This is a genomic window from Pseudomonas sp. S3(2024) (assembly GCF_036861315.1).
Classification (GTDB): Bacteria; Pseudomonadota; Gammaproteobacteria; order Pseudomonadales; family Pseudomonadaceae; genus Aquipseudomonas; species Aquipseudomonas putida_A.
This window is the reverse complement of sequence record NZ_JAZAQQ010000002.1, coordinates 63,263-80,699: the sequence shown is the minus strand read 5'-3', so window position 1 is coordinate 80,699 and position 17,437 is coordinate 63,263. Positions and strand designations below refer to the sequence as shown.

Annotated in this window: 15 protein-coding genes, 1 pseudogene and 1 riboswitch; of the genes and pseudogenes, 7 read left to right on the top strand and 9 right to left on the bottom strand. The window is 61.0% G+C overall.

Annotation, left to right across the window (positions count from 1 at the left end):
• Positions 1–104: 104 nt before the first annotated feature.
• The 4 genes from VLA07_RS05110 to VLA07_RS05095 form a co-directional block, all read right to left on the bottom strand.
• Positions 105–1,469, bottom strand: a complete 1,365-nt coding sequence (locus tag VLA07_RS05110; RefSeq protein ID WP_096797152.1) for a DUF1329 domain-containing protein — start codon at positions 1,467–1,469, stop codon at positions 105–107.
• Between the two features lie 28 nt (positions 1,470–1,497).
• The gene (locus VLA07_RS05105) at positions 1,498–3,387 is read right to left on the bottom strand and encodes a DUF1302 domain-containing protein (protein ID WP_247268095.1); all 1,890 of its coding nucleotides are present in this window, start codon (positions 3,385–3,387) and stop codon (positions 1,498–1,500) included.
• Between the two features lie 337 nt (positions 3,388–3,724).
• Entirely contained in the window at positions 3,725–5,407 is a 1,683-nt protein-coding gene (locus VLA07_RS05100) for a fatty acid--CoA ligase (RefSeq protein ID WP_097086226.1), read from the bottom strand.
• A gap of 147 nt (positions 5,408–5,554) precedes the next feature.
• On the bottom strand, positions 5,555–6,739 hold the full coding sequence (locus VLA07_RS05095; protein WP_247268096.1) for an MFS transporter: 1,185 nt from the start codon (positions 6,737–6,739) through the stop codon (positions 5,555–5,557).
• 100 nt (positions 6,740–6,839) lie between these two features.
• Between VLA07_RS05095 and VLA07_RS05090 the strand changes: the two genes are divergently transcribed.
• Positions 6,840–7,604: an AraC family transcriptional regulator gene (locus VLA07_RS05090; protein ID WP_097086291.1), complete on the top strand. Its 765-nt coding sequence runs from the start codon at positions 6,840–6,842 to the stop codon at positions 7,602–7,604.
• A gap of 117 nt (positions 7,605–7,721) precedes the next feature.
• Here the strand turns inward: VLA07_RS05090 and VLA07_RS05085 are convergent, their stop codons facing one another.
• Complete coding sequence (locus VLA07_RS05085; RefSeq protein WP_333988541.1) at positions 7,722–8,351, bottom strand: LysE family translocator; 630 nt, start codon at positions 8,349–8,351, stop codon at positions 7,722–7,724.
• A gap of 243 nt (positions 8,352–8,594) precedes the next feature.
• Here VLA07_RS05085 and VLA07_RS05080 point away from each other — a divergent pair, with 243 nt between their 5' ends.
• The 3 genes from VLA07_RS05080 (at position 8,595) to VLA07_RS05070 (ending at position 11,429) form a co-directional block, all read left to right on the top strand.
• Positions 8,595–9,560, top strand: a complete 966-nt coding sequence (locus tag VLA07_RS05080; RefSeq protein WP_333988540.1) for a 2-hydroxyacid dehydrogenase — start codon at positions 8,595–8,597, stop codon at positions 9,558–9,560.
• Positions 9,561–9,593: 33 nt separating this feature from the next.
• Complete coding sequence (locus tag VLA07_RS05075; protein ID WP_027612205.1) at positions 9,594–10,592, top strand: class I SAM-dependent methyltransferase; 999 nt, start codon at positions 9,594–9,596, stop codon at positions 10,590–10,592.
• 39 nt (positions 10,593–10,631) lie between these two features.
• A riboswitch (yybP-ykoY riboswitch) is annotated at positions 10,632–10,756 on the top strand.
• A gap of 88 nt (positions 10,757–10,844) precedes the next feature.
• Positions 10,845–11,429 carry a TMEM165/GDT1 family protein gene (locus VLA07_RS05070; protein WP_085745368.1) on the top strand — a complete coding sequence of 195 codons (585 nt, stop codon included), beginning with the start codon at positions 10,845–10,847 and terminating at the stop codon, positions 11,427–11,429.
• Between the two features lie 123 nt (positions 11,430–11,552).
• Here the strand turns inward: VLA07_RS05070 and VLA07_RS05065 are convergent, their stop codons facing one another.
• Positions 11,553–12,371 carry a M48 family metallopeptidase gene (locus tag VLA07_RS05065; RefSeq protein ID WP_025109318.1) on the bottom strand — a complete coding sequence of 273 codons (819 nt, stop codon included), beginning with the start codon at positions 12,369–12,371 and terminating at the stop codon, positions 11,553–11,555.
• Between the two features lie 185 nt (positions 12,372–12,556).
• On the opposite strand from VLA07_RS05065, the pseudogene VLA07_RS27135 reads away from it, so the two are divergent.
• Positions 12,557–13,921 (top strand): annotated as a pseudogene (locus VLA07_RS27135) (HAMP domain-containing protein); the annotation flags it as partial.
• Positions 13,922–13,933: 12 nt separating this feature from the next.
• Positions 13,934–14,776: a methyl-accepting chemotaxis protein gene (locus VLA07_RS27130; protein ID WP_414889327.1), complete on the top strand. Its 843-nt coding sequence runs from the start codon at positions 13,934–13,936 to the stop codon at positions 14,774–14,776.
• Positions 14,777–14,881: 105 nt separating this feature from the next.
• On the opposite strand, the gene VLA07_RS05055 is transcribed toward VLA07_RS27130, so the two are convergent.
• From VLA07_RS05055 to VLA07_RS05045, 3 genes are read right to left on the bottom strand one after another with little or no spacing between them, the layout of a single operon-like run.
• On the bottom strand, positions 14,882–15,505 hold the full coding sequence (locus VLA07_RS05055) for an SOS response-associated peptidase (protein ID WP_007967716.1): 624 nt from the start codon (positions 15,503–15,505) through the stop codon (positions 14,882–14,884).
• A 36-nt stretch (positions 15,506–15,541) separates the two neighbouring features.
• Entirely contained in the window at positions 15,542–15,802 is a 261-nt protein-coding gene (locus VLA07_RS05050; protein ID WP_003228093.1) for a putative signal transducing protein, read from the bottom strand.
• 9 nt (positions 15,803–15,811) lie between these two features.
• The gene (locus VLA07_RS05045) at positions 15,812–15,994 is read right to left on the bottom strand and encodes a CPXCG motif-containing cysteine-rich protein (protein WP_096797159.1); all 183 of its coding nucleotides are present in this window, start codon (positions 15,992–15,994) and stop codon (positions 15,812–15,814) included.
• 142 nt (positions 15,995–16,136) lie between these two features.
• Here VLA07_RS05045 and VLA07_RS05040 point away from each other — a divergent pair, with 142 nt between their 5' ends.
• Positions 16,137–17,300, top strand: a complete 1,164-nt coding sequence (locus VLA07_RS05040) for a 1-acyl-sn-glycerol-3-phosphate acyltransferase (protein WP_179353342.1) — start codon at positions 16,137–16,139, stop codon at positions 17,298–17,300.
• Positions 17,301–17,437: the final 137 nt, after the last annotated feature.

Here is a 17,437-nt window from a genome sequence, read left to right as displayed (position 1 = left end):
CAAAAAGACTGTCGCGAGCCGGCAGCTCCTACAAAATCAACGCCAAAAAAAACGCCCCGAACCAGTCGGGGCGTTTTTTCGAGGATGCGGCCTCGGATCAAAGCTTAGCGGATACCGTCCTGGCCCAGGTTGCCCGGCTGGAATTCGCTCTTGGTGGCAGAGAAACCGAAGTCATACGCTGATTTTTCTTCGTTCTTCATGCCCAGCGCCAGGTAGCGACCCGATTGCAGGTCGTACAGGGCTTCCAGCGCGTACCACGGCACTTGCTTGTCGTAGTAGTCCTCGGCATGCGCTTCGGCGACACGCCACAGCTGACCGCGACCGTCGTAGTGGTCGATGACCGCTGCCTGCCAGGTGTCTTCGTCGATGTAGAAGTCACGTTTGGCATAGATATGGCGCTGACCCGGTTTCAGGGTGGCGACCACGTGCCAGACACGACGCAACTCGTAACGGGTCAGGTCCTGGTTGATATGGCCGGCCTTGATGATGTCTGCGTACTTGAGAGTCGGCGAGTCGATCTTGTAGCTGTTGGAGGCAATGTACATCTCTTTCTTGCCTTCGAGCTTCCAGTCGTAGCGATCCGGCGCACCGTTGTACATGTCGAGGTTGTCGGAGGTACGCAGACCGTCCGCCGCAGTGCCCGGGCCGTCATAGGACACTTGCGGTGCCTGACGCACACGACGCTGACCAGTGGCGTAGACCCACGCCTTGCGCGGCTCCTTCACCTGGTCGAGGGTTTCGTGCACCAGCAGTACGGTACCGGCCAGACGTGCCGGCGCGGTCACTTTCTGCTTGAAGTAGAACAGGATGTTGCCCGGGTTGGCCGGATCGTAATCCTTCATTTTGTCGCGGAACACGAACTGGTCCTGAAAGTACACCAGGCTGAACGAGCCGTTGGTTTGCGGAGTCGCCTGGGTCACCAGACGGGTCACGCTGCCACCGCGGTAGCGGGTGATGTGGTTCCAGATCACTTCCAGACCGCTTTTCGGAATCGGGAACGGCACGGCGGTATCGAAGTTTTCCAGACCGTTACCGCCTGCGACCAGATTGGTGGTGGTGGCGTTTTTCTTGATCGCGGCGAACACGTCATCCGGCACGGTCGAGCCGCGATGGGACGGATAAACCGGAATCTTGAAGGTGTCCGGGTAGCGCTTGAACATCGCGTACTGGCCCGGAGCAAGCTTGTCCTTGTACTGCTCGACGTTCTGCGCGGTGATGGTGAACAGCGGTTTTTCACTGCCGAACGGATCGGACAGGAAGCCCTTGCTGTCGACCGTGCCGGCATTTTTCGCCAACGGTTTCCAGGCAGGGATCGAACCGTCGGCGTTGCCGGCCATTTCGGCGCCCATCGGGGTCAGGCTCTTGCCCAGCTTGTCGGCTTCGGCGGCGGGAACGGCCGCCATGACGCTGGTCGCCAGCAGCGACAAACCCAGAACACCCGCGTGGAACAGACTCTTTGTTATTTTCATATGTGTGTTCGTCCTGAAAAAACTGTGCTTAGAAGTTCACGCCGACGCTCAAGGCCACGAAGTCACGATCGTCCACGGTCGTGTAGTCGCCGCCAAAGAAGTTGGTGTAGGCCAGACTCGCCGTGTAGGTGTTCTGGTATTCGGCATCGAGACCGAGGCTGATGGCCTTGCGACCTTCCTCGAAGTTGCCGCCAGGGCCTGGCGAGTAACCTTTCACGTCGTGCGACCAGGCCACGTTCGGCTTGAGGTTCACACCGGCAAACACGTCGCTGTAATCCCAGATGGCACGAGCGCGATAGCCCCACGAAGTGGCCGTGGTGAAACCATCGTTGTTGCAGTTGCTGGAAACGTTATCGCGCGAAGCCCCCGGCCCGGCACCGTTGATGGTGGAGGTGTTGAGGATCTGCGAGCAGGTGTTGAGACCTCCCGTGGCAGGCAGTTCGCCCGGGCCGAACACCGGATCGCGGCCGTAACGGGCTTCGGATTTGCTTTCCAGACCACCGACGTGGGTCACGCCGACTTCACCCACCAGGGTCAGCCGGTTGGCGCCCATCACCTGATCGAAGAAGTGCGTCAGGGTGGTTTGCAGCTGGGTGATTTCTTTACGGTTGTAACCGTGCAGATCCTGGCCCGGCACGCCGTTGAGGACCGACGCATTGGTCAACGCGCCACCCAGCGGACGTACGCCGGCGAACAGAATGTCGGTGGAGTTCAACTGCACCGGCGCATTCGGCCGGTAGCTGACTTCACCGCTCCACGCCGTACCGGTAGGCAGGGTAGTGGAGAAGCTCAGACCGTAGAGGCGAATGTCCTCAGGGTATTCGATGAAGTAGTTCGAGTTGCCTGCGACTACCAGTGGCCCCAGCGCCTGGAACGGCCCCGGCAATGCCGCCACGCCGTTATAGATCGACTGTGGCGCGCCGGTGGCGCTGAAGATCGGCGCACGGCTGTGGTAGTTCATGAAGTAGGCGCCGAACTCGGTGGCCAGCGGGTCGAACATGTACTTGGCGGAAACGCCCCACTGCCCGCTGTCACGCGCGTTGCGGTTGGGCGAACGGCGCACCAGCACGCCCTCTTCGTTGACGTCGACACCAGCGTTGGCCAACGGCCCGAGCGCAATACCCGGAATGGTCGAACGCTTGTTCAGTACCCGCAGGTTGTCGTCGCAACCGGTGGTGACGATGTCCGGCTGCGAGAAAAAGGTGCCGCAGTTGTCGGTCACGGTCTTCTGCCAGTCGATCTGGTAGAAACCTTCAGCCGAGAGGTTTTCGGTGAGGCTCTGGGATACGTAGAACATGTTGACCGGGATCAGACCTTCCTTGATCTCGGCACCCGGACGGCGGAACGCGGACACGTCGATCGGGTTGATCGAGTTGATGCCGCCACCGATGAAGGTACTTTCGCCCCAGTTCACCACCTGCTTGCCCAGACGCACCGAACCTGGCTCATCGGCAATCGAGTAGTTGTGGTAAACGAAGGCGTCTAGGATCTGCCCGCCGGAAGAACGCGCCGCGACGTCGCGGTTGTGGTTGCTGACGTCCTTGTATTCCAGGTCCTGATTCTGCAGCGCGAAGTCGTACCAGTATTTGCCCCGGACGAAGACCCCGGTGTCGCCGTATTTCAGTTCCAGATCATGGATGCCCTTGAAGATCTTCGAGAAGGCTTGCCCGCTCTTGAAGTTCAGGTGGCCGTTGTCGGAGGTCTGGGACAGGCCCTTGCCGCCGTTGTTGACACCAATAAGGTCCTTGTTCGGCTGCTGGGTCGAGATACTCATGCCCAGGGAGAGCGAGGAGTCGAACTGACCTTCGATTTCACCGACGTTGAAACTGACGCCGAATGCGGGCCCGGCGAGCGTAGAGGCAAGACTGACGGCCAGAGGCAGTTTAGCCCGGCGCCAGAACTGGTTTACTGATGTCATCGACGCTACTCCATGTGCATTATTGTTATGGCAGTGAGTACTTTTAAAAACGCCTGGAAGACCGGGAGCCAGTAGCCACCCGACGTCACTCCAAAGTTGCATCGCCCCTGTTCGTGCGTGTGCCCCGTTCTTAAAAATCCTTGAGCGGACTATAGCCAGCAGGGGGTACTGCTTGATCCCTCTAAAGTGTGATTTGCAGCTGCCGGCCACTCTGGAACAGTCCTTTCGCCAGTCCGACACATGTCGGCACGGCAAGGATGGCTGAATTTTTCGATTTAACAAGCCAAGCGCTTGCTTGGTGGGTCTGGCGCGCCGGTTTCGGCGCGCCAGCAGACACTCAAAGTGTCGAAAGGAAGGTGCTGTTGTTGGCCTGCCATTCGGTGATGTCGAGGCGGATGCGCTTCTTGTCGAGCTTGCCGACACTGGTCTTGGGAATTTCCGTAACAAGGGCGATCTGGCTTGGAATCGCCCACTTGCTCAAGTGACCCAGTTCCACGAACGGCTTGAGGTGTTCCTTGAGCTCGCGCGCCCCGATCTCGTGCCCTTCGCGGATCACCAGCAGTGCAAACGGCCGCTCGCCCCATTGCGGATCGGCGATGCCCACCACTGCTACTTCGCGTACCGCCACATGACGGCTGATCAGGTCTTCGAGGTCCAGCGAGGAAATCCATTCGCCGCCAGTCTTGATCACATCCTTGATGCGGTCGCGGATGTCGATCACGCCCATGCTGTCGAGCGTTGCCACATCGCCGGTGTGCAGCCACCCACCGGCCCAGAGCTCGGCGCCCTTCTGCGGTTCGTTGAAATAGCCTTCGGTGAGCCACGGCGCGCGCAGCACCAGTTCGCCCTGGGTTTCGCCGTCGGCGGGGAGGAAGTTGCCCTCGGCGTCGACGATCGCCGCTTCCACCAACGGCCCCGGCACACCGGCCTTGATCCGGTAAGTGGTGCGTTCGTCTTCGGTGCCGGCCATCAACTCGTCGTTCAAATGTGCACAGGAAACCAGTGGCCCGGTCTCCGACATGCCGTAGGCCGCCGTCAACTGAATGCCCCGGGCCTTGGCGGTTTCATACAGCGTACGGTTCAGCGCACTGCCACCGATGACGATCTTCCAGCCGCCGAAATCGGTGCCCTGTGCGCCTTTGGCGTTGAGCAGCATCTGCAGGATGGTCGGCACGCAGTGGGAGAACGTGACCTTCTCCTTGCGCCACAGCTCGACGAGAAATTCCGGGTCGTAACGCCCCGGATAAACCTGCTTGAGCCCGAGCATGGTTGCCACGTACGGCAAACCCCAGGCATGCACATGGAACATCGGGGTGATCGGCATGTACACGTCGTTGGTGCCGAGCAGGCGCACGCTGTCGATCGCGCCCATGATCGTCGACACGCCCATGGTGTGCAGCACCAGTTGCCGATGGGTGAAGTACACGCCTTTCGGGTTGCCGGTGGTGCCGGTGGTGTAGAAGGTGGTAGCGACCGAGTTCTCGTCGAAATCCTCAAAGTCGTATTGCGCACTCGCGGCGGCCAGCAGTTGCTCGTACTCGCCGACCAGGTTCGGCAGCTCGGCGGTCTTTTCCGGCAGATCGGTCAGCAGCAGGGTTTTCTCGACGGTGGTCAGGTGCGGCGCGATGGCCTGGTACAGCCCGACGAACTCGCTGTTGACCAGCACGAAGCGGTCCTCGGCGTGGTTCATGGTGTAGAGGATCTGCTCCGGCGACAGACGCACGTTGATGGTGTGGATCACCGCGCCGATCATCGGAATGGCAAACATGCATTCGAGGTAGCGATGGCTGTCCCAGTCCATCACCGCCACGGTGTCACCCGCCTTCACTCCGGCCGCCGTCAACACGTTGGCCAGCCGCGCCACCCGCTCGATCAGGGTCGGATAGCTGTAGCGCAACTGGTCTCGGTAGATGATCTCGCGGGTTTTCTCGTAACGGGCGCCGGACATCAGCAGCCGTTTGATCAGCAATGGATACTGGTAGGCCCCATCGGCCGGGGGAATGACGCGAGTCTGCAACATATGAATCCCTTTTCTGGCTGCACGGTGTTGGCGTAGAGAGCGTTACTCTAGAGCCGTTATACCCCAGTCAAATCAGCCGAAGGAATGATTTGCACAGCCGTACAAATGCTAGCTTTGCGCCAGCATTTGTCGGTATTTCAGCGCCGTTCAGGCCGTTTGCCCTACAGCCGCTTCTGAAGGCGTCCGTGGGAAAACCAGCGCAGCAAGGAAGGTCAATGCGCCGAAACCCGCCAGAATCACGTAAAGCCCGACAAAACCATGGCGCGGTTCGATGTAGGCAATCAGCGGAATCGCCGTCGCACTGGCGCCGAACGACAGGCAGTAACGCAAGGCGAAGACCCGCGATTGCCACTGCGGCGCGACGAAATTGGCGACCATCGAGTCGTTCACCGTCACCTGACCAAACACCACGAACATGAACGCCGCACCGAGCACGATCACTGCCCAGCCATCGACATACGCCATGGCGTACAACAGCGGCGCCTGAAATAGCGTCAACACAATAAACGGCCATTTCAAGCTGACTCGGTGCAGCACCTGGCCAATGCTCAACTGCGCCACTGCACCAAAGGCATACGCCAGGCTGACCACCACGCCGAGGGTTTGCGGCGAGGCGAACAAGTCATGCAGACGTTCCTGAAACAGCTTCGGGTAGGTCATGGTCGTGGCGTTGAACACCACGCCACCGGTGGCCGTCGCCAGTGCCAGCACACCGAATACCATGAGCATCGAAATCCGCTGCCCGGCAGCGCCCTTCAGTGCGGTGTGTGGACGCTGCGGGATCGGCTCTTCACGCACCTGCACGGCAAAGCCGATTCCCAGCATGATCGCCACTACCCCCGGTAACACAAAGGCCGACCGCCAGCCGAACTGCGCCACCAGCAACCCGGTGATCAGCGCCGAGAACGCCACGCCGAGGTTGCCCCACATGCCATTGATGCCGATCTCCCGGCCGCGATTCTGCGCGTAGGCCACCAGCATCGCGGTGCCCACCGGGTGGTAGATCGCGGCGAAAATGCCGATCAGGGTCAACCCGATCACCAGCATCGTCGGGCTGGTGCTCAGCCCGGTGAAGATCGCCGAGGCGCCGATGCCGAAGAAAAACACCAGCATCATCTGCCGCCGATTCCAGTGATCGCCCAGCCAGCCGGCCGGTAACGAACAGGCGCCAAAGGCAATGAACCCACCCAGCGAAAGGCCGATCAGCGCGGCGTAGTCGAGGCCGAAGGCCTGGGTCATGCCGAGCACGGCGGCGGGAAAAATCAGCATGAACATGTGGTCGATCACATGGGCGGCGTTGACGTAGCGAATGACGTTTCGAGATTGATTCATGGCGGCACGCTTGTGTTTGTTATGGGCGGATTGTTGTCAGCGGCTTTATGCTAAGTTGGCGAAAAAGCGCATACCTGCCAACCAGGTCATCGAATCCGACATGTTGATCAGCCACTTCGAACACGGCCCGGTGAGTGCCTATCCCCGGGATTATCTGGACGGCGCGCACCAGTCGCTGCACCTGCATCGCGAGGCGCAGTTGCTGTATGCCGTCCGAGGGATCATGCGGGTGGTCACCGACCTCGGTGCCTGGGTGATTCCGCCAAGCCGCGCAGTGTGGATTCCGCCGCAAGTCGCGCACGAGATATTCATGTCCGGCGATGTGCAGATGCGCTCGCTGTTCATTGCCCCCGAGCTGTCACCGGCCAGCCTGCAACAGTGCTGCGTGCTGGCGGTGACGCCGCTACTGCGCGAGCTGATCCTGCGCGCTGTTCAAGGCCCGCCGCACGCGGATAATCCGCTGATCCAGCAGTTGATGCTGGAAGAGCTCGCCAGCCTGGAAAACCTGCCGCTGCACATTCCAATGCCTACTGACCGACGCCTGCAGAACATCTGTCTGGCGTTGCTGCACACACCGGATCACCCCAACACCCTGGAAGACTGGGCGCAGCAGGTCGGCGCCAGCTCACGCACTCTGGCGCGGCTGTTCCAGCGACAACTGAAGATGAGTTTCAACGCCTGGCGCCAGCAACTGCGCCTGATGGAAGCGTTACCGCGCCTGCTCGCCGGGGACAGCGTGCAGCGCGTGGCGCGGGATCTGGGTTACGGCAGCGCGCGGGCGTTCAGCGCGATGTTTCGCCGTTTGCTTGGGGACAATCCCCGGGAGTACCTGAATAATCTGAGCAAACTCAGCGAGCTTGTGTAAGGCCCTGTGGGAGCGAGCCTGCTCGCGAAAGCGGTCTTTCAGCCACCAGTAATGTCGACTGATCCAACGCATTCGCGAGCAGGCTCGCTCCCACAGTTTTAAGTCGCGGTTCTGAGATCAATGCATCTCGGTAAACGCGATTTTCACGCCGAGAGCGATCAGCACCGCGCCCATGGTGCGGTCGAACCAATGGCCCATGCGGGCAAAACCGGCACGTACACGTTGCTGACTGAACAGCATCGCCACCAGGCAGAACCAGAAAGCGGTCGCAACGGCCAGGTAAACCCCATAACCGGCCTGCACCGACAGTGGCGTGTGCGGGTTGATCACCACGGTGAACAGCGACAGGAAGAACAGCGTGGCTTTCGGGTTCAGACCATTGGTCACGAAACCCGAGGTGAACGCGCCGCGCGCGGTGCGCACGCCGGCCTCTTTGTGCAAATCATCGGCCACGACTTTCGCCGGCTGCGCGCGCAGCGCCTTGAAGCCGATGTACAGCAAGTAAGCGGCGGCGGCCCATTTCAAGGCGTTGAACAGCACGATCGACTGCGACACGATCAGGCCGATGCCCAGCAGCGAATAACCCACATGCAGGAAAATCGCCGTGCCCACACCCAGCGCGGTCCAGATGCCGGCGCGACGACCATGGGTCACGCTCTCGCGCACCACCACGGCAAAGTCCGGGCCGGGGCTGGCCACGGCCAGCAGGTGGATCAGTGCAACGGTCAAGAACTCGGTCCAGTACATGGGGGCTCCTCTGGGGGTGATCATCAGCTTGAACACATCGCCTGAATGCTTTTCCCCTGTGGGAGCGGGCTTGCTCGCGAATGGCGTTGTGTCAGGCAACCTTTATGGGTCTGACACGCCCTCTTCGCGAGCAAGCCCGCTCCCACAGGTTTTGTGAGCACCTCGGGCACTGCGTAACGTTTTGTTTCATCTGGTAGGCTCGGCAGATTACGCCTTCCGTTCCAAGCACAAAAGGTACAGTTGATGACGAACCCGCGCCGCGCCGTATTCCTCGATCACCCGTCACTGGATCTCGGCGATCTCGACCTCAGCCCGTTGCGCGCCTGCTTCAGCGACCTGCAACTGTTCGCCCAGACTGCGCCTGATCAAGTCGCCGAACGCCTGCACGGGGCCAGCGTGGCGATCACCAACAAGATCCGCATCGACGCCGCCGCGATGGCCGCCAACCCGGATCTTAAATTGATCCTGATCACCGCCACCGGCACCAACAACGTCGATCTGGACGCGGCTCGCGCCCACGGCATCACCGTGTGCAACTGTCAGGGTTACGGCACGCCGTCGGTGGCGCAGCACACGATCATGCTGCTGCTCAACCTCGCCACCCGCCTCGCGGATTATCAAAAAGCCGTCGGCGAAGGTCGCTGGCAGCAGGCCAGACAGTTCTGCCTGCTCGACTATCCGATTGTCGAACTGGAGGGCAAAACCCTCGGCCTGCTCGGTCATGGCGAACTCGGCGGTGCGGTCGCGCGACTGGCCGAAGCGTTTGGCATGCGTGTGTTGCTCGGGCAGATTCCCGGCCGCCCGGCGCGCCCGGATCGTCTGCCACTGAACGAACTGCTGCCGCAGATCGACGCCCTGACCCTGCACTGTCCGCTCAACGAACACACCCGGCACTTCATCGGCGCCCGCGAGCTGGCGGCGATGAAACCCGGCGCCTTTGTGGTCAACACCGCTCGCGGTGGTTTGATCGACGAGCAAGCCCTAGCCGACGCCCTGCGCAATGGTCACCTCGGCGGCGCCGCCACCGATGTGCTCAGCGTCGAACCGCCAGTCAACGGCAATCCGCTGCTGGCCGCCGACATTCCACGGCTGATCGTCACTCCGCACAACGCCTGGGGCAGTCGCGAAGCGCGGCAACGCATCGTCGGCCAATTGACCGAAAACGCCCAGGCATTCTTCAGCGGTAAAGCGCTGCGGGTCGTCAGTTGATAAACTGCGGCACTTTTTTTCCAGGGAGCAGTTATGGATCCGCGCAGTGAAGTACTGCTTCGTCAGGCCGAGTTATTCCAGGGTTCGCTGTTGTTGGCCGGTTTGCCTGCCGACGATCTGCTCGGGCGCCTGCCCAATGCGTTCGGCTGGTGCTGGCACGCCGGCGATCAGGCCGCACTGGATGCGCGCTTCGAAGGTCGCAGCCATTTCGGCGTAAACGTGCCGGAGCGCGAGTTCGACAGTGCCGTGGTGTTTTTGCCCAAGTCCAAGGACCTGACCGATTACATCCTCAACGCGGTGGCCGCACGTCTGCCCGGGCGCGAGGTGTTTCTGGTCGGGGAAAAACGCAGCGGCATCGAGGGTGCGTCCAAGCAACTCAACCCGTTCGGCAAGCCGCGCAAACTCGACAGCGCCCGTCACTGCCAACTGTGGCAGGTCACCGTGGCCAACGCGCCTGAAGCAAAATCGCTGGAAAGCCTGGCGCAGACTTATGAGCTGCCGCTGGCCGAAGGCCCGCTTAAAGTCATCAGCCTGCCGGGCGTGTTCAGCCATGGTCGACTGGACCGCGGCAGCGCCCTGCTGCTTGAGCATCTGGACAAACTGCCGAGCGGTCATCTGCTGGATTTCGGTTGTGGCGCCGGGGTGTTGGGCGCGGCGGTCAAACGGCGTTATCCGCACAATCAGGTGACTTTGCTCGACGTCGATGCCTTCGCCGCCGCCAGCAGTCGCCTGACGTTAGCGGCCAACGGTCTGGACGCCGAAGTGCTGACCGGCGACGGTATCGACGCTGCACCGATGGGTTTGAACGCGATTCTGAGCAACCCGCCGTTCCATGTCGGCGTGCACACCGATTATTTCGCCACCGAGAACTTGCTGCGAAAAGCGGCCAAACATCTGAAAAACGGCGGCGAACTGCGCCTGGTTGCGAACAGCTTCCTGAAGTATCAGCCGCTGATCGAAGAGCATCTGGGCGTGTGTGCAATCAAGGCTGAAGGCAATGGTTTCCGGATTTACCGGGCCAAGCGTGGCTGAAAATTTGTTCTTGCTCTATCGGTTTTGCGAAGGCAGAATCCGCTCCGTCCTAGGGGAGTAGTCTCCCACGAGCGCCAAGCTCGTCCGGCATACGTCAACATACTTGATCCTCAGATCATGGCGTATGCGACCCAAGCGTCCGCACCAGACGGATCGCAGGGTTTGACAAGACCTATGACACGCACACCTTACCCGGGGCGGGAAGGCTGTACGTGTCATAGCCGTGTCGACCCGCCCCTTAGGAAAATCCTGATGCTGGACTCGTTACTCGTTCCCACCGCAATCGTTGCCTTGGCCGAAATCGGCGACAAGACGCAACTGCTCGCGCTGATTCTCGCCGCTCGCTTTCGCAAACCCTGGCCGATCATTGCCGGTATCGTCGCTGCGACCCTGGCCAACCACGCAGCAGCCGGTGCGGTAGGCGCCTGGTTCGGCAGCTTTTTCTCCGATTCGGTGTTGCACTGGATTCTTGCCGCAAGCTTCGCTGCCACGGCGCTCTGGACGCTGGTCCCGGACAAGATGGACGACGATGAAGCGAGCACCGCACGCAAGTTCGGCCCCTTCCTGACCACGCTGATCGCGTTTTTCCTCGCGGAAATCGGCGACAAGACGCAGATCGCCACCGTGATGCTGGCGGCGCAATATCCGGAGCTGTGGCTGGTGATCATCGGCACCACGGCCGGCATGCTGATTGCCAACGTGCCGGTGGTATTGGCGGGTAACTTTGCCGCGGAGAAATTGCCACTGACCTTGATCCGTCGCCTGGCGGCTTCGGCGTTCCTGATTCTTGCGATCGTTGCGGTGTACAAGGCAATGCAGAGCAGTGGCTGGATTTAACCCCGTAAGTCGGTAGACCGAGTTATCGTTCTTCGCGAGCAGGCTCGCTCCCACAGTGGAATGCATTCCAAAGGTGGGAGCGAGCCTGCTCGCGAAGGGGCCATCAGCCTTGCGGCAAAACCATCAGGATTTAGGGGCTTTCTCGTACAACGGCATCACCTTCGGAATCGCTGCCTGCAGCGAGGCGATCCGGCTGGACGAAGCCGGGTGAGTGCTCATGAACTCCGGTGGTGCGCCCTCCGAAGCCTTGCTCATCTTGTTCCACAAGGTGATCGCCGCATTCGGGTTGTACCCGGCGCGGGCGGCCAGTTCGAGGCCGATCAGGTCGGCTTCGTTTTCGTTGGCGCGGCTGTTGGGCAAGGTCATGCCGTAGTTGGCCACGGTGTCGGCCAGCGCCAGACTGTCCTGACCCAGACCGAACAACGCACCGGCACCCTGCTTGGCCATTTCAATGCCATAGGCTTTGGACATCGCCTCACGACCGTGCTCGCGCAGGGCGTGGGCGATTTCATGGCCCATGACCGCCGCGATTTCATCGTCGGTCAGCTTCAGGCTGTCGATCAGCCCGGTGTAGAAAATGATCTTGCCGCCAGGCCCGCAGTTGGCGTTGAGCTCGTCGCTCTTGATCAGATTGACTTCCCACTGCCACTGCGCCGCATCCGGGCGGAAGTTCGGTGCCTGGGCGATCAGCCGGTTGGCAATCGCCTGAACCCGCTTGGCCTCCGGGCTGGTCTTGTCCAGCACGCCTTTGCTCGACGCCTCGCCGACGGTCTTCTGATAGGACTGGGCATACATCTGGTCGACCTCTTGCGAGGACAGCATGCTGAACATGTACTGCTTGCGCTCCACACCGACGGCTCCGCCGCTGGTGGTGTTGACCGACTGACAACCGGCCAGCAACAGCGCTGCGCTCAGTGCACTTACAACCAATGTCTTGTTCATTCAAAAGCTCCCTGAAAACCTGCCGCGTATCGTAGGGGGTGAATTGTATCGGCGCCAGATACAACAGACGTGTTGCAGCGTCTTTCGGAAATTTCCCACCGCTGTTGTCGTAAAAAATTCACAGCAACCGGCAAGCCTGCTGCCGCTGCGTCGCGCACCGATCCATTTGCGACATCGCCCGCCCAATGTTCCGCTCAACGCTCATGGCGCAGTGCCTGCTGCCGATACAACAGCGCAGACGTCCTCTTGCGTGCGGAGCTCCCATGAAGTTCAAGTCGATCCAGTTTTCCGTCGCCGCCCTGGCCGGCGCCATCGTCCTCAGCGTGGTTGCCGCGCTGGTGCTGTACGCGCTGTTTTCCGGTGCCCGCACTCAAGACATGGTGCAGCAGCGCACTCAGGCGCAGTTCGAACAAGTCATCGAACAACGCCTGACCTCGTTGGCGCAGACCCAGGTCAGCCAGATCCAGCGCGAACTCGAAGCGCCGCTGCTGATTGCCGGCGGACTGGTGCGGGTCAATGCGCTGCTCGGCACACCGGGCGCCGACGGCCAGCCGCGCCTGAGCGTCAGCCGCGAGCAACTGATCAGCCTGATCAAGGAGAACGTCGAGCAGAACCCGAAGATTCTCGGCACCTACATCGGCTGGGAAAAAAACGCCCTGGACCACAATGACGCGGCCTACGTCGGCAGCGCCGTGACCGGTATCGATCCCGCCAACGGACGCTTCCTGCCGTGGTGGTTCCGCAATACCGACGGCAGTCTGGGCGTGGACAAACTGGCCGATGTCGACGATCAGAAAACCCTGTCCACCGGGGTACGCGCCAGTGAGTACTACCTCTGCTCCAAGGAAACGAAAAAGCCCTGCGTGATCGATCCGGCGCCGTACAAGGTCGGCGACAAGGTCGTGATGCTCGCCTCGTTCATTGAACCGATCATGCTCAACGGCGCATTCCAGGGCATCGTCGGCGCCGACCTGTCGGTGAACTTCATCCAGGAAATGCTCCTCGGCGCCAACCAGAAGTTGTACAGCGGTGCCGGGCAAATGGCCCTGATCGGCGGCAACGGCCGGATCGTGGCCTACACCAAGGATCCGAGCAAATTCGGTGAAAAGGTCAGCGACATTCTCGACGCCGAGCAGATCGCCAACATGGCCAATCTCAAACGCGGCGAAGTCACCTACTCGGTCAACAAGGACAAGGGCCGCATCGAGCTGTACCTGCCGTTCGGCATCGGCCAGACCGACGCGCGCTGGACCCTGATGCTGCAACTGCCGTTGAACGCGGTGATGGCGGATCTGCAAAAACTTCAGGCCGATCTCGATGCACAGCGCAAGTCCGACACCTTTGGCATGGCCATGGTCGGCCTGATCATTGCCGCCATCGGTCTGCTGGTGATCTGGCTGGTGGGGCACGGCATCGCCCGACCACTGAAGCAGATGGTCGCCATGCTCGATGACATTGCCAAAGGTGAAGGCGACCTGACCCGTCGCTTGAGCAGTGATCGCAGCGATGAGCTCGGCTCGATTGCCAAAGGTTTCAACACCTTCCTCGCCAAGTTGCAGGCGATGATCACGCAGGTGGTGACGTCAGTGCAGAGCGTCAGCGATTCCTCGGAACACACTGCCGACATCGCGATTCGCACCAACATCGGCATTCAGAAACAGATGGCCGAGATCGATCAGGTCGCCACGGCGGTGCAGGAGATGACCGCGACTGCGCAAGACGTGGCGCGCAACGCCACTCAGGCTGCGCAAGCCGCCAGCCACGCGGATCAGGCTGCCGGCCAAGGCATGCAGATCGTCCGTGATACGTCGAACTCGATTGGCGTACTGGCGGTGGAAATCGGCAAAGCGGTGGAGGTGGTGCAGACGCTGGCCAAAGACAGCGAAAACATCAACGCGATCCTCATCGCGATTCGCGGGATCGCCGAGCAGACCAACCTGCTGGCGCTGAACGCAGCAATCGAAGCGGCGCGGGCCGGCGAACAAGGGCGCGGCTTTGCGGTGGTGGCGGACGAGGTGCGCAATCTGGCGCAGAAGACCCAGAAGGCCACCGAAGAAATCCAGAGCATGATCCAGCAGCTGCAACAGGGCACCCGCGATGTGGTGCGGGTCATGGAGGACAGCCAGAACCGCACCGACGAAAGCGTGCAGCACGCGGCGAAAGCGGCCGAGGCGCTGGAGACGATTACTCAGGCGGTGTCGGTGATCAATGACATGAATACGCAGATTGCCAGTGCGGCGGAAGAACAGAGCGCAGTGGCCGATGACATCAACCGTAACGTGATCAATATCGGTCAGGTGGCGAATGAAGTGGCGGGCGGTGCGGATGAGTCGAGTTCGGCCAGTGCCGGCCTGACTAAATTGGCGGAGCAGCAGCGGCGGCTGATCAATCAGTTCAAGGTCTGATCCAAAGGCCCCTTCGCGAGCAAGCCCGCTCCCACAGTAATTTTGCGGCGTTCACAAAACCTGTGGGAGCGGGCTTGCTCGCGAAGAGGGCGGCACAGCATCAACTCAACCCGGGGTCAGGCATTCCGGCCCATTGAGCTTCGGATCATTCACCAGATTCGCCAACACCCGCTCGCGCAATGCCGCCGGCTCACTGGCGAGCAAGCCCTGCAGCACATGCAACGGCGTCGCGGGATCGAGCCAGGCCGCCTGCCCCGCCTCATCGAGAATCAACGGTCGGCGCTGACTGGCCGCCGGCTGCGTGATGACGGCGGTGCTCAGCCACACCTGCTCCTGCACCGGATAGGCCTCCCAGATCGCCGCGAAAAACAGCGACGAACCCTCCCCCGGCGTCAGCCAGTACGGGCGCTTGCGCAGATTGCCGCGCCATTCGTAGAAACCGTTGGCCGGCAGCAGACAGCGGCGCAGGCGCAGCGCCTCGCGGAACATCGGTTGCTCGGCGACGGTTTCGGCCCGGGCATGCGCCGGGGTACGCGACAGATCGGTCAGCCACGGTGGCGTCAGCCCCCAACGGGCGCGGGCCAGGGTGCGTTGGCCGTCGGCCTCGGCACGCAGCATCAACACCGAATCATTGGGGGAAATGTTCCACTGCGCCTGCTGATCGGCGGGAAATCCGGGCAGGGCCGCGAAGTCGCGGTTCCAGCGAAACAGGGCATAACGTCCACACATGGGGCAACACGACTCAAAAGTAAAACGAACGTCAGCCTAACAGACCAGCGTCCCGGGAAAGCTCTCCGGTTCATCGCCGGGCAGCGGCAGCGCGGCATTGTACGCGGTGATCAATTCGCGGGCGTATTCGGCCTGATCGTTTTCGACCGACAGGCCCAGCAGGCCGAAAATCGGCAATTCACCGGTACCGCCGAGCAGATCGCGGCCCACCAGGTGCGCCTCGATGCCTTCACTGGCGAGCATGCCCTTGAGCATCTCGCCTTCCATCAGGTTTTCCGGCTCGTAGATTCGCTGCATGCGCGCCCCTCACTCGTTTTCGCTGAAGACTTCCAGAAACCAATCCTCGCCATGCACCTGCAAGACAAACGTGATCGGTCGACAACACACCTGACAGTCCTCGATGTAGGTCTGATCGCCTGCGGACAGGTCCACCGTCGTCTCGACCTCTTCACCACAATACGGACATTCATACAGTGCACTTTCCAGCATCGCGGTCTCCCAGGTGACTTGTGCGTATAATCGCCGGTCTATTTGCAGGGCTATTTTTGTCTGGCTACCTTTTCAGACCGTGCCCCGTTGGTTTTCGATCAAAACCTTTACTTACCCTAGCCGTTTCCAACAAGAGAGCATGATGGGCGAATTCGATGCCATCCGACCTTACGACGACAGCGAAGTACCTGCGGTACTGGCAAGACTGCTCGGCGACAAGGCGTTTCTAGATATCCTCACCCACTTCCGCTTCCCGCGTTTTGCCGGTGCCTTCGGCTGGATGCTCAAACCACTTATAGCCCATCGGCTGCGTCGTGAGTTTGCCGACGTGACCTCCGTGGCCACTTTGCAGGACAAAGTCGAGTTCTACGTCGACCACACCATCGAGCGCGCCACTGATGGCGTGACCTACACCGGTGTCGAGCAATTCAAGTCCGGCAGCGCCTACCTGTTCATCGCCAACCACCGCGACATCGTGATGGACCCGGCCTTCGTCAACTACGCGGTGTACCACGCCGGCCTGCCGACCCCGCGCATCGCGATCGGCGACAACCTGCTGCAGAAACCCTTCGTCAGCGACCTGATGCGCCTGAACAAGAGTTTTATCGTGCATCGCTCGATCACCGGGCGCCGCGAGAAGATGGCGGCGTATCAATTGCTGTCGGCGTATATCAACCACTCGATCCGCAACGATTGCGCCTCGATCTGGATCGCGCAGGCTGAAGGCCGGGCAAAGGACGGCGACGACCGTACCGAGTCGGCGATCCTCAAGATGTTCCACATGAGCCGCAAGGACGAGCCGTTCGGCGAGGTCATCCAGTCGCTGAACCTGACCCCGGTGTCGATCAGCTACGAATACGACCCGTGCGATCAGGCCAAGGCCCGCGAGTTGTACATCCGCGCCACCACCGGCACCTACGCCAAGGCGCCGGGCGAGGATGACGTGAGCATTGCCAAGGGCATCACCGGCTACAAGGGCCGGGTGCACGTGAACTTCGCTGCACCGATCACCGAACTGTTCGAAGACACCAAGCAATTGGCGATCGAGATGGACAAGCAGATTCTCGGCGGTTATCGCCTGTTCCCGGTGCATTACCTGGCGTACGCGCAGTGGGCCGATGCCGATCCGCAACTGAACGTGCCGAAGGCTGCCGAAGTGTTTCCGGCCGATGAGCTGGCCAAGGCGCAGGAAGAATGGCAGCGCCGACTGGACGCCTGCCCTGAAGAGCACCGTCCGTATCTGGTGCTGCAATATGCGACGCCGGTGCGCAATCAGTACCGGGTGAAGGCTGGGTTACCGTTGTAAACAGGCATAGCGGAGCCTCTGTGGCGAGGGGATTTATCCCCGATGGGTCGCGAAGCGGCCCCAGGATTCTGCCTGAATAATCATGGGCCTGCTGCGCAGGCCATCGGGGATAAATCCCCTCGCCACAAGGTTTTGCA

What these genes read in the sequence shown, in the direction of transcription:
- VLA07_RS05100 (WP_097086226.1), bottom strand. Translation starts at nt 5,407, where the DNA reads ATGTTGCAGACTCGCGTCATTCCCCCGGCCGATGGGGCCTACCAGTAT.
- VLA07_RS05105 (WP_247268095.1), bottom strand. Translation starts at nt 3,387, where the DNA reads ATGACATCAGTAAACCAGTTCTGGCGCCGGGCTAAACTGCCTCTGGCC.
- VLA07_RS05050 (WP_003228093.1), bottom strand. Translation starts at nt 15,802, where the DNA reads ATGCAGCGAATCTACGAGCCGGAAAACCTGATGGAAGGCGAGATGCTC.
- VLA07_RS05075 (WP_027612205.1), top strand. Translation starts at nt 9,594, where the DNA reads ATGGATCCGCGCAGTGAAGTACTGCTTCGTCAGGCCGAGTTATTCCAG.
- VLA07_RS05065 (WP_025109318.1), bottom strand. Translation starts at nt 12,371, where the DNA reads ATGAACAAGACATTGGTTGTAAGTGCACTGAGCGCAGCGCTGTTGCTG.
- VLA07_RS05070 (WP_085745368.1), top strand. Translation starts at nt 10,845, where the DNA reads ATGCTGGACTCGTTACTCGTTCCCACCGCAATCGTTGCCTTGGCCGAA.
- VLA07_RS05080 (WP_333988540.1), top strand. Translation starts at nt 8,595, where the DNA reads ATGACGAACCCGCGCCGCGCCGTATTCCTCGATCACCCGTCACTGGAT.
- VLA07_RS05110 (WP_096797152.1), bottom strand. Translation starts at nt 1,469, where the DNA reads ATGAAAATAACAAAGAGTCTGTTCCACGCGGGTGTTCTGGGTTTGTCG.
- VLA07_RS05090 (WP_097086291.1), top strand. Translation starts at nt 6,840, where the DNA reads ATGTTGATCAGCCACTTCGAACACGGCCCGGTGAGTGCCTATCCCCGG.
- VLA07_RS05095 (WP_247268096.1), bottom strand. Translation starts at nt 6,739, where the DNA reads ATGAATCAATCTCGAAACGTCATTCGCTACGTCAACGCCGCCCATGTG.
- VLA07_RS05055 (WP_007967716.1), bottom strand. Translation starts at nt 15,505, where the DNA reads ATGTGTGGACGTTATGCCCTGTTTCGCTGGAACCGCGACTTCGCGGCC.
- VLA07_RS27130 (WP_414889327.1), top strand. Translation starts at nt 13,934, where the DNA reads ATGATCACGCAGGTGGTGACGTCAGTGCAGAGCGTCAGCGATTCCTCG.
- VLA07_RS05085 (WP_333988541.1), bottom strand. Translation starts at nt 8,351, where the DNA reads ATGTACTGGACCGAGTTCTTGACCGTTGCACTGATCCACCTGCTGGCC.
- VLA07_RS05040 (WP_179353342.1), top strand. Translation starts at nt 16,137, where the DNA reads ATGGGCGAATTCGATGCCATCCGACCTTACGACGACAGCGAAGTACCT.
- VLA07_RS05045 (WP_096797159.1), bottom strand. Translation starts at nt 15,994, where the DNA reads ATGCTGGAAAGTGCACTGTATGAATGTCCGTATTGTGGTGAAGAGGTC.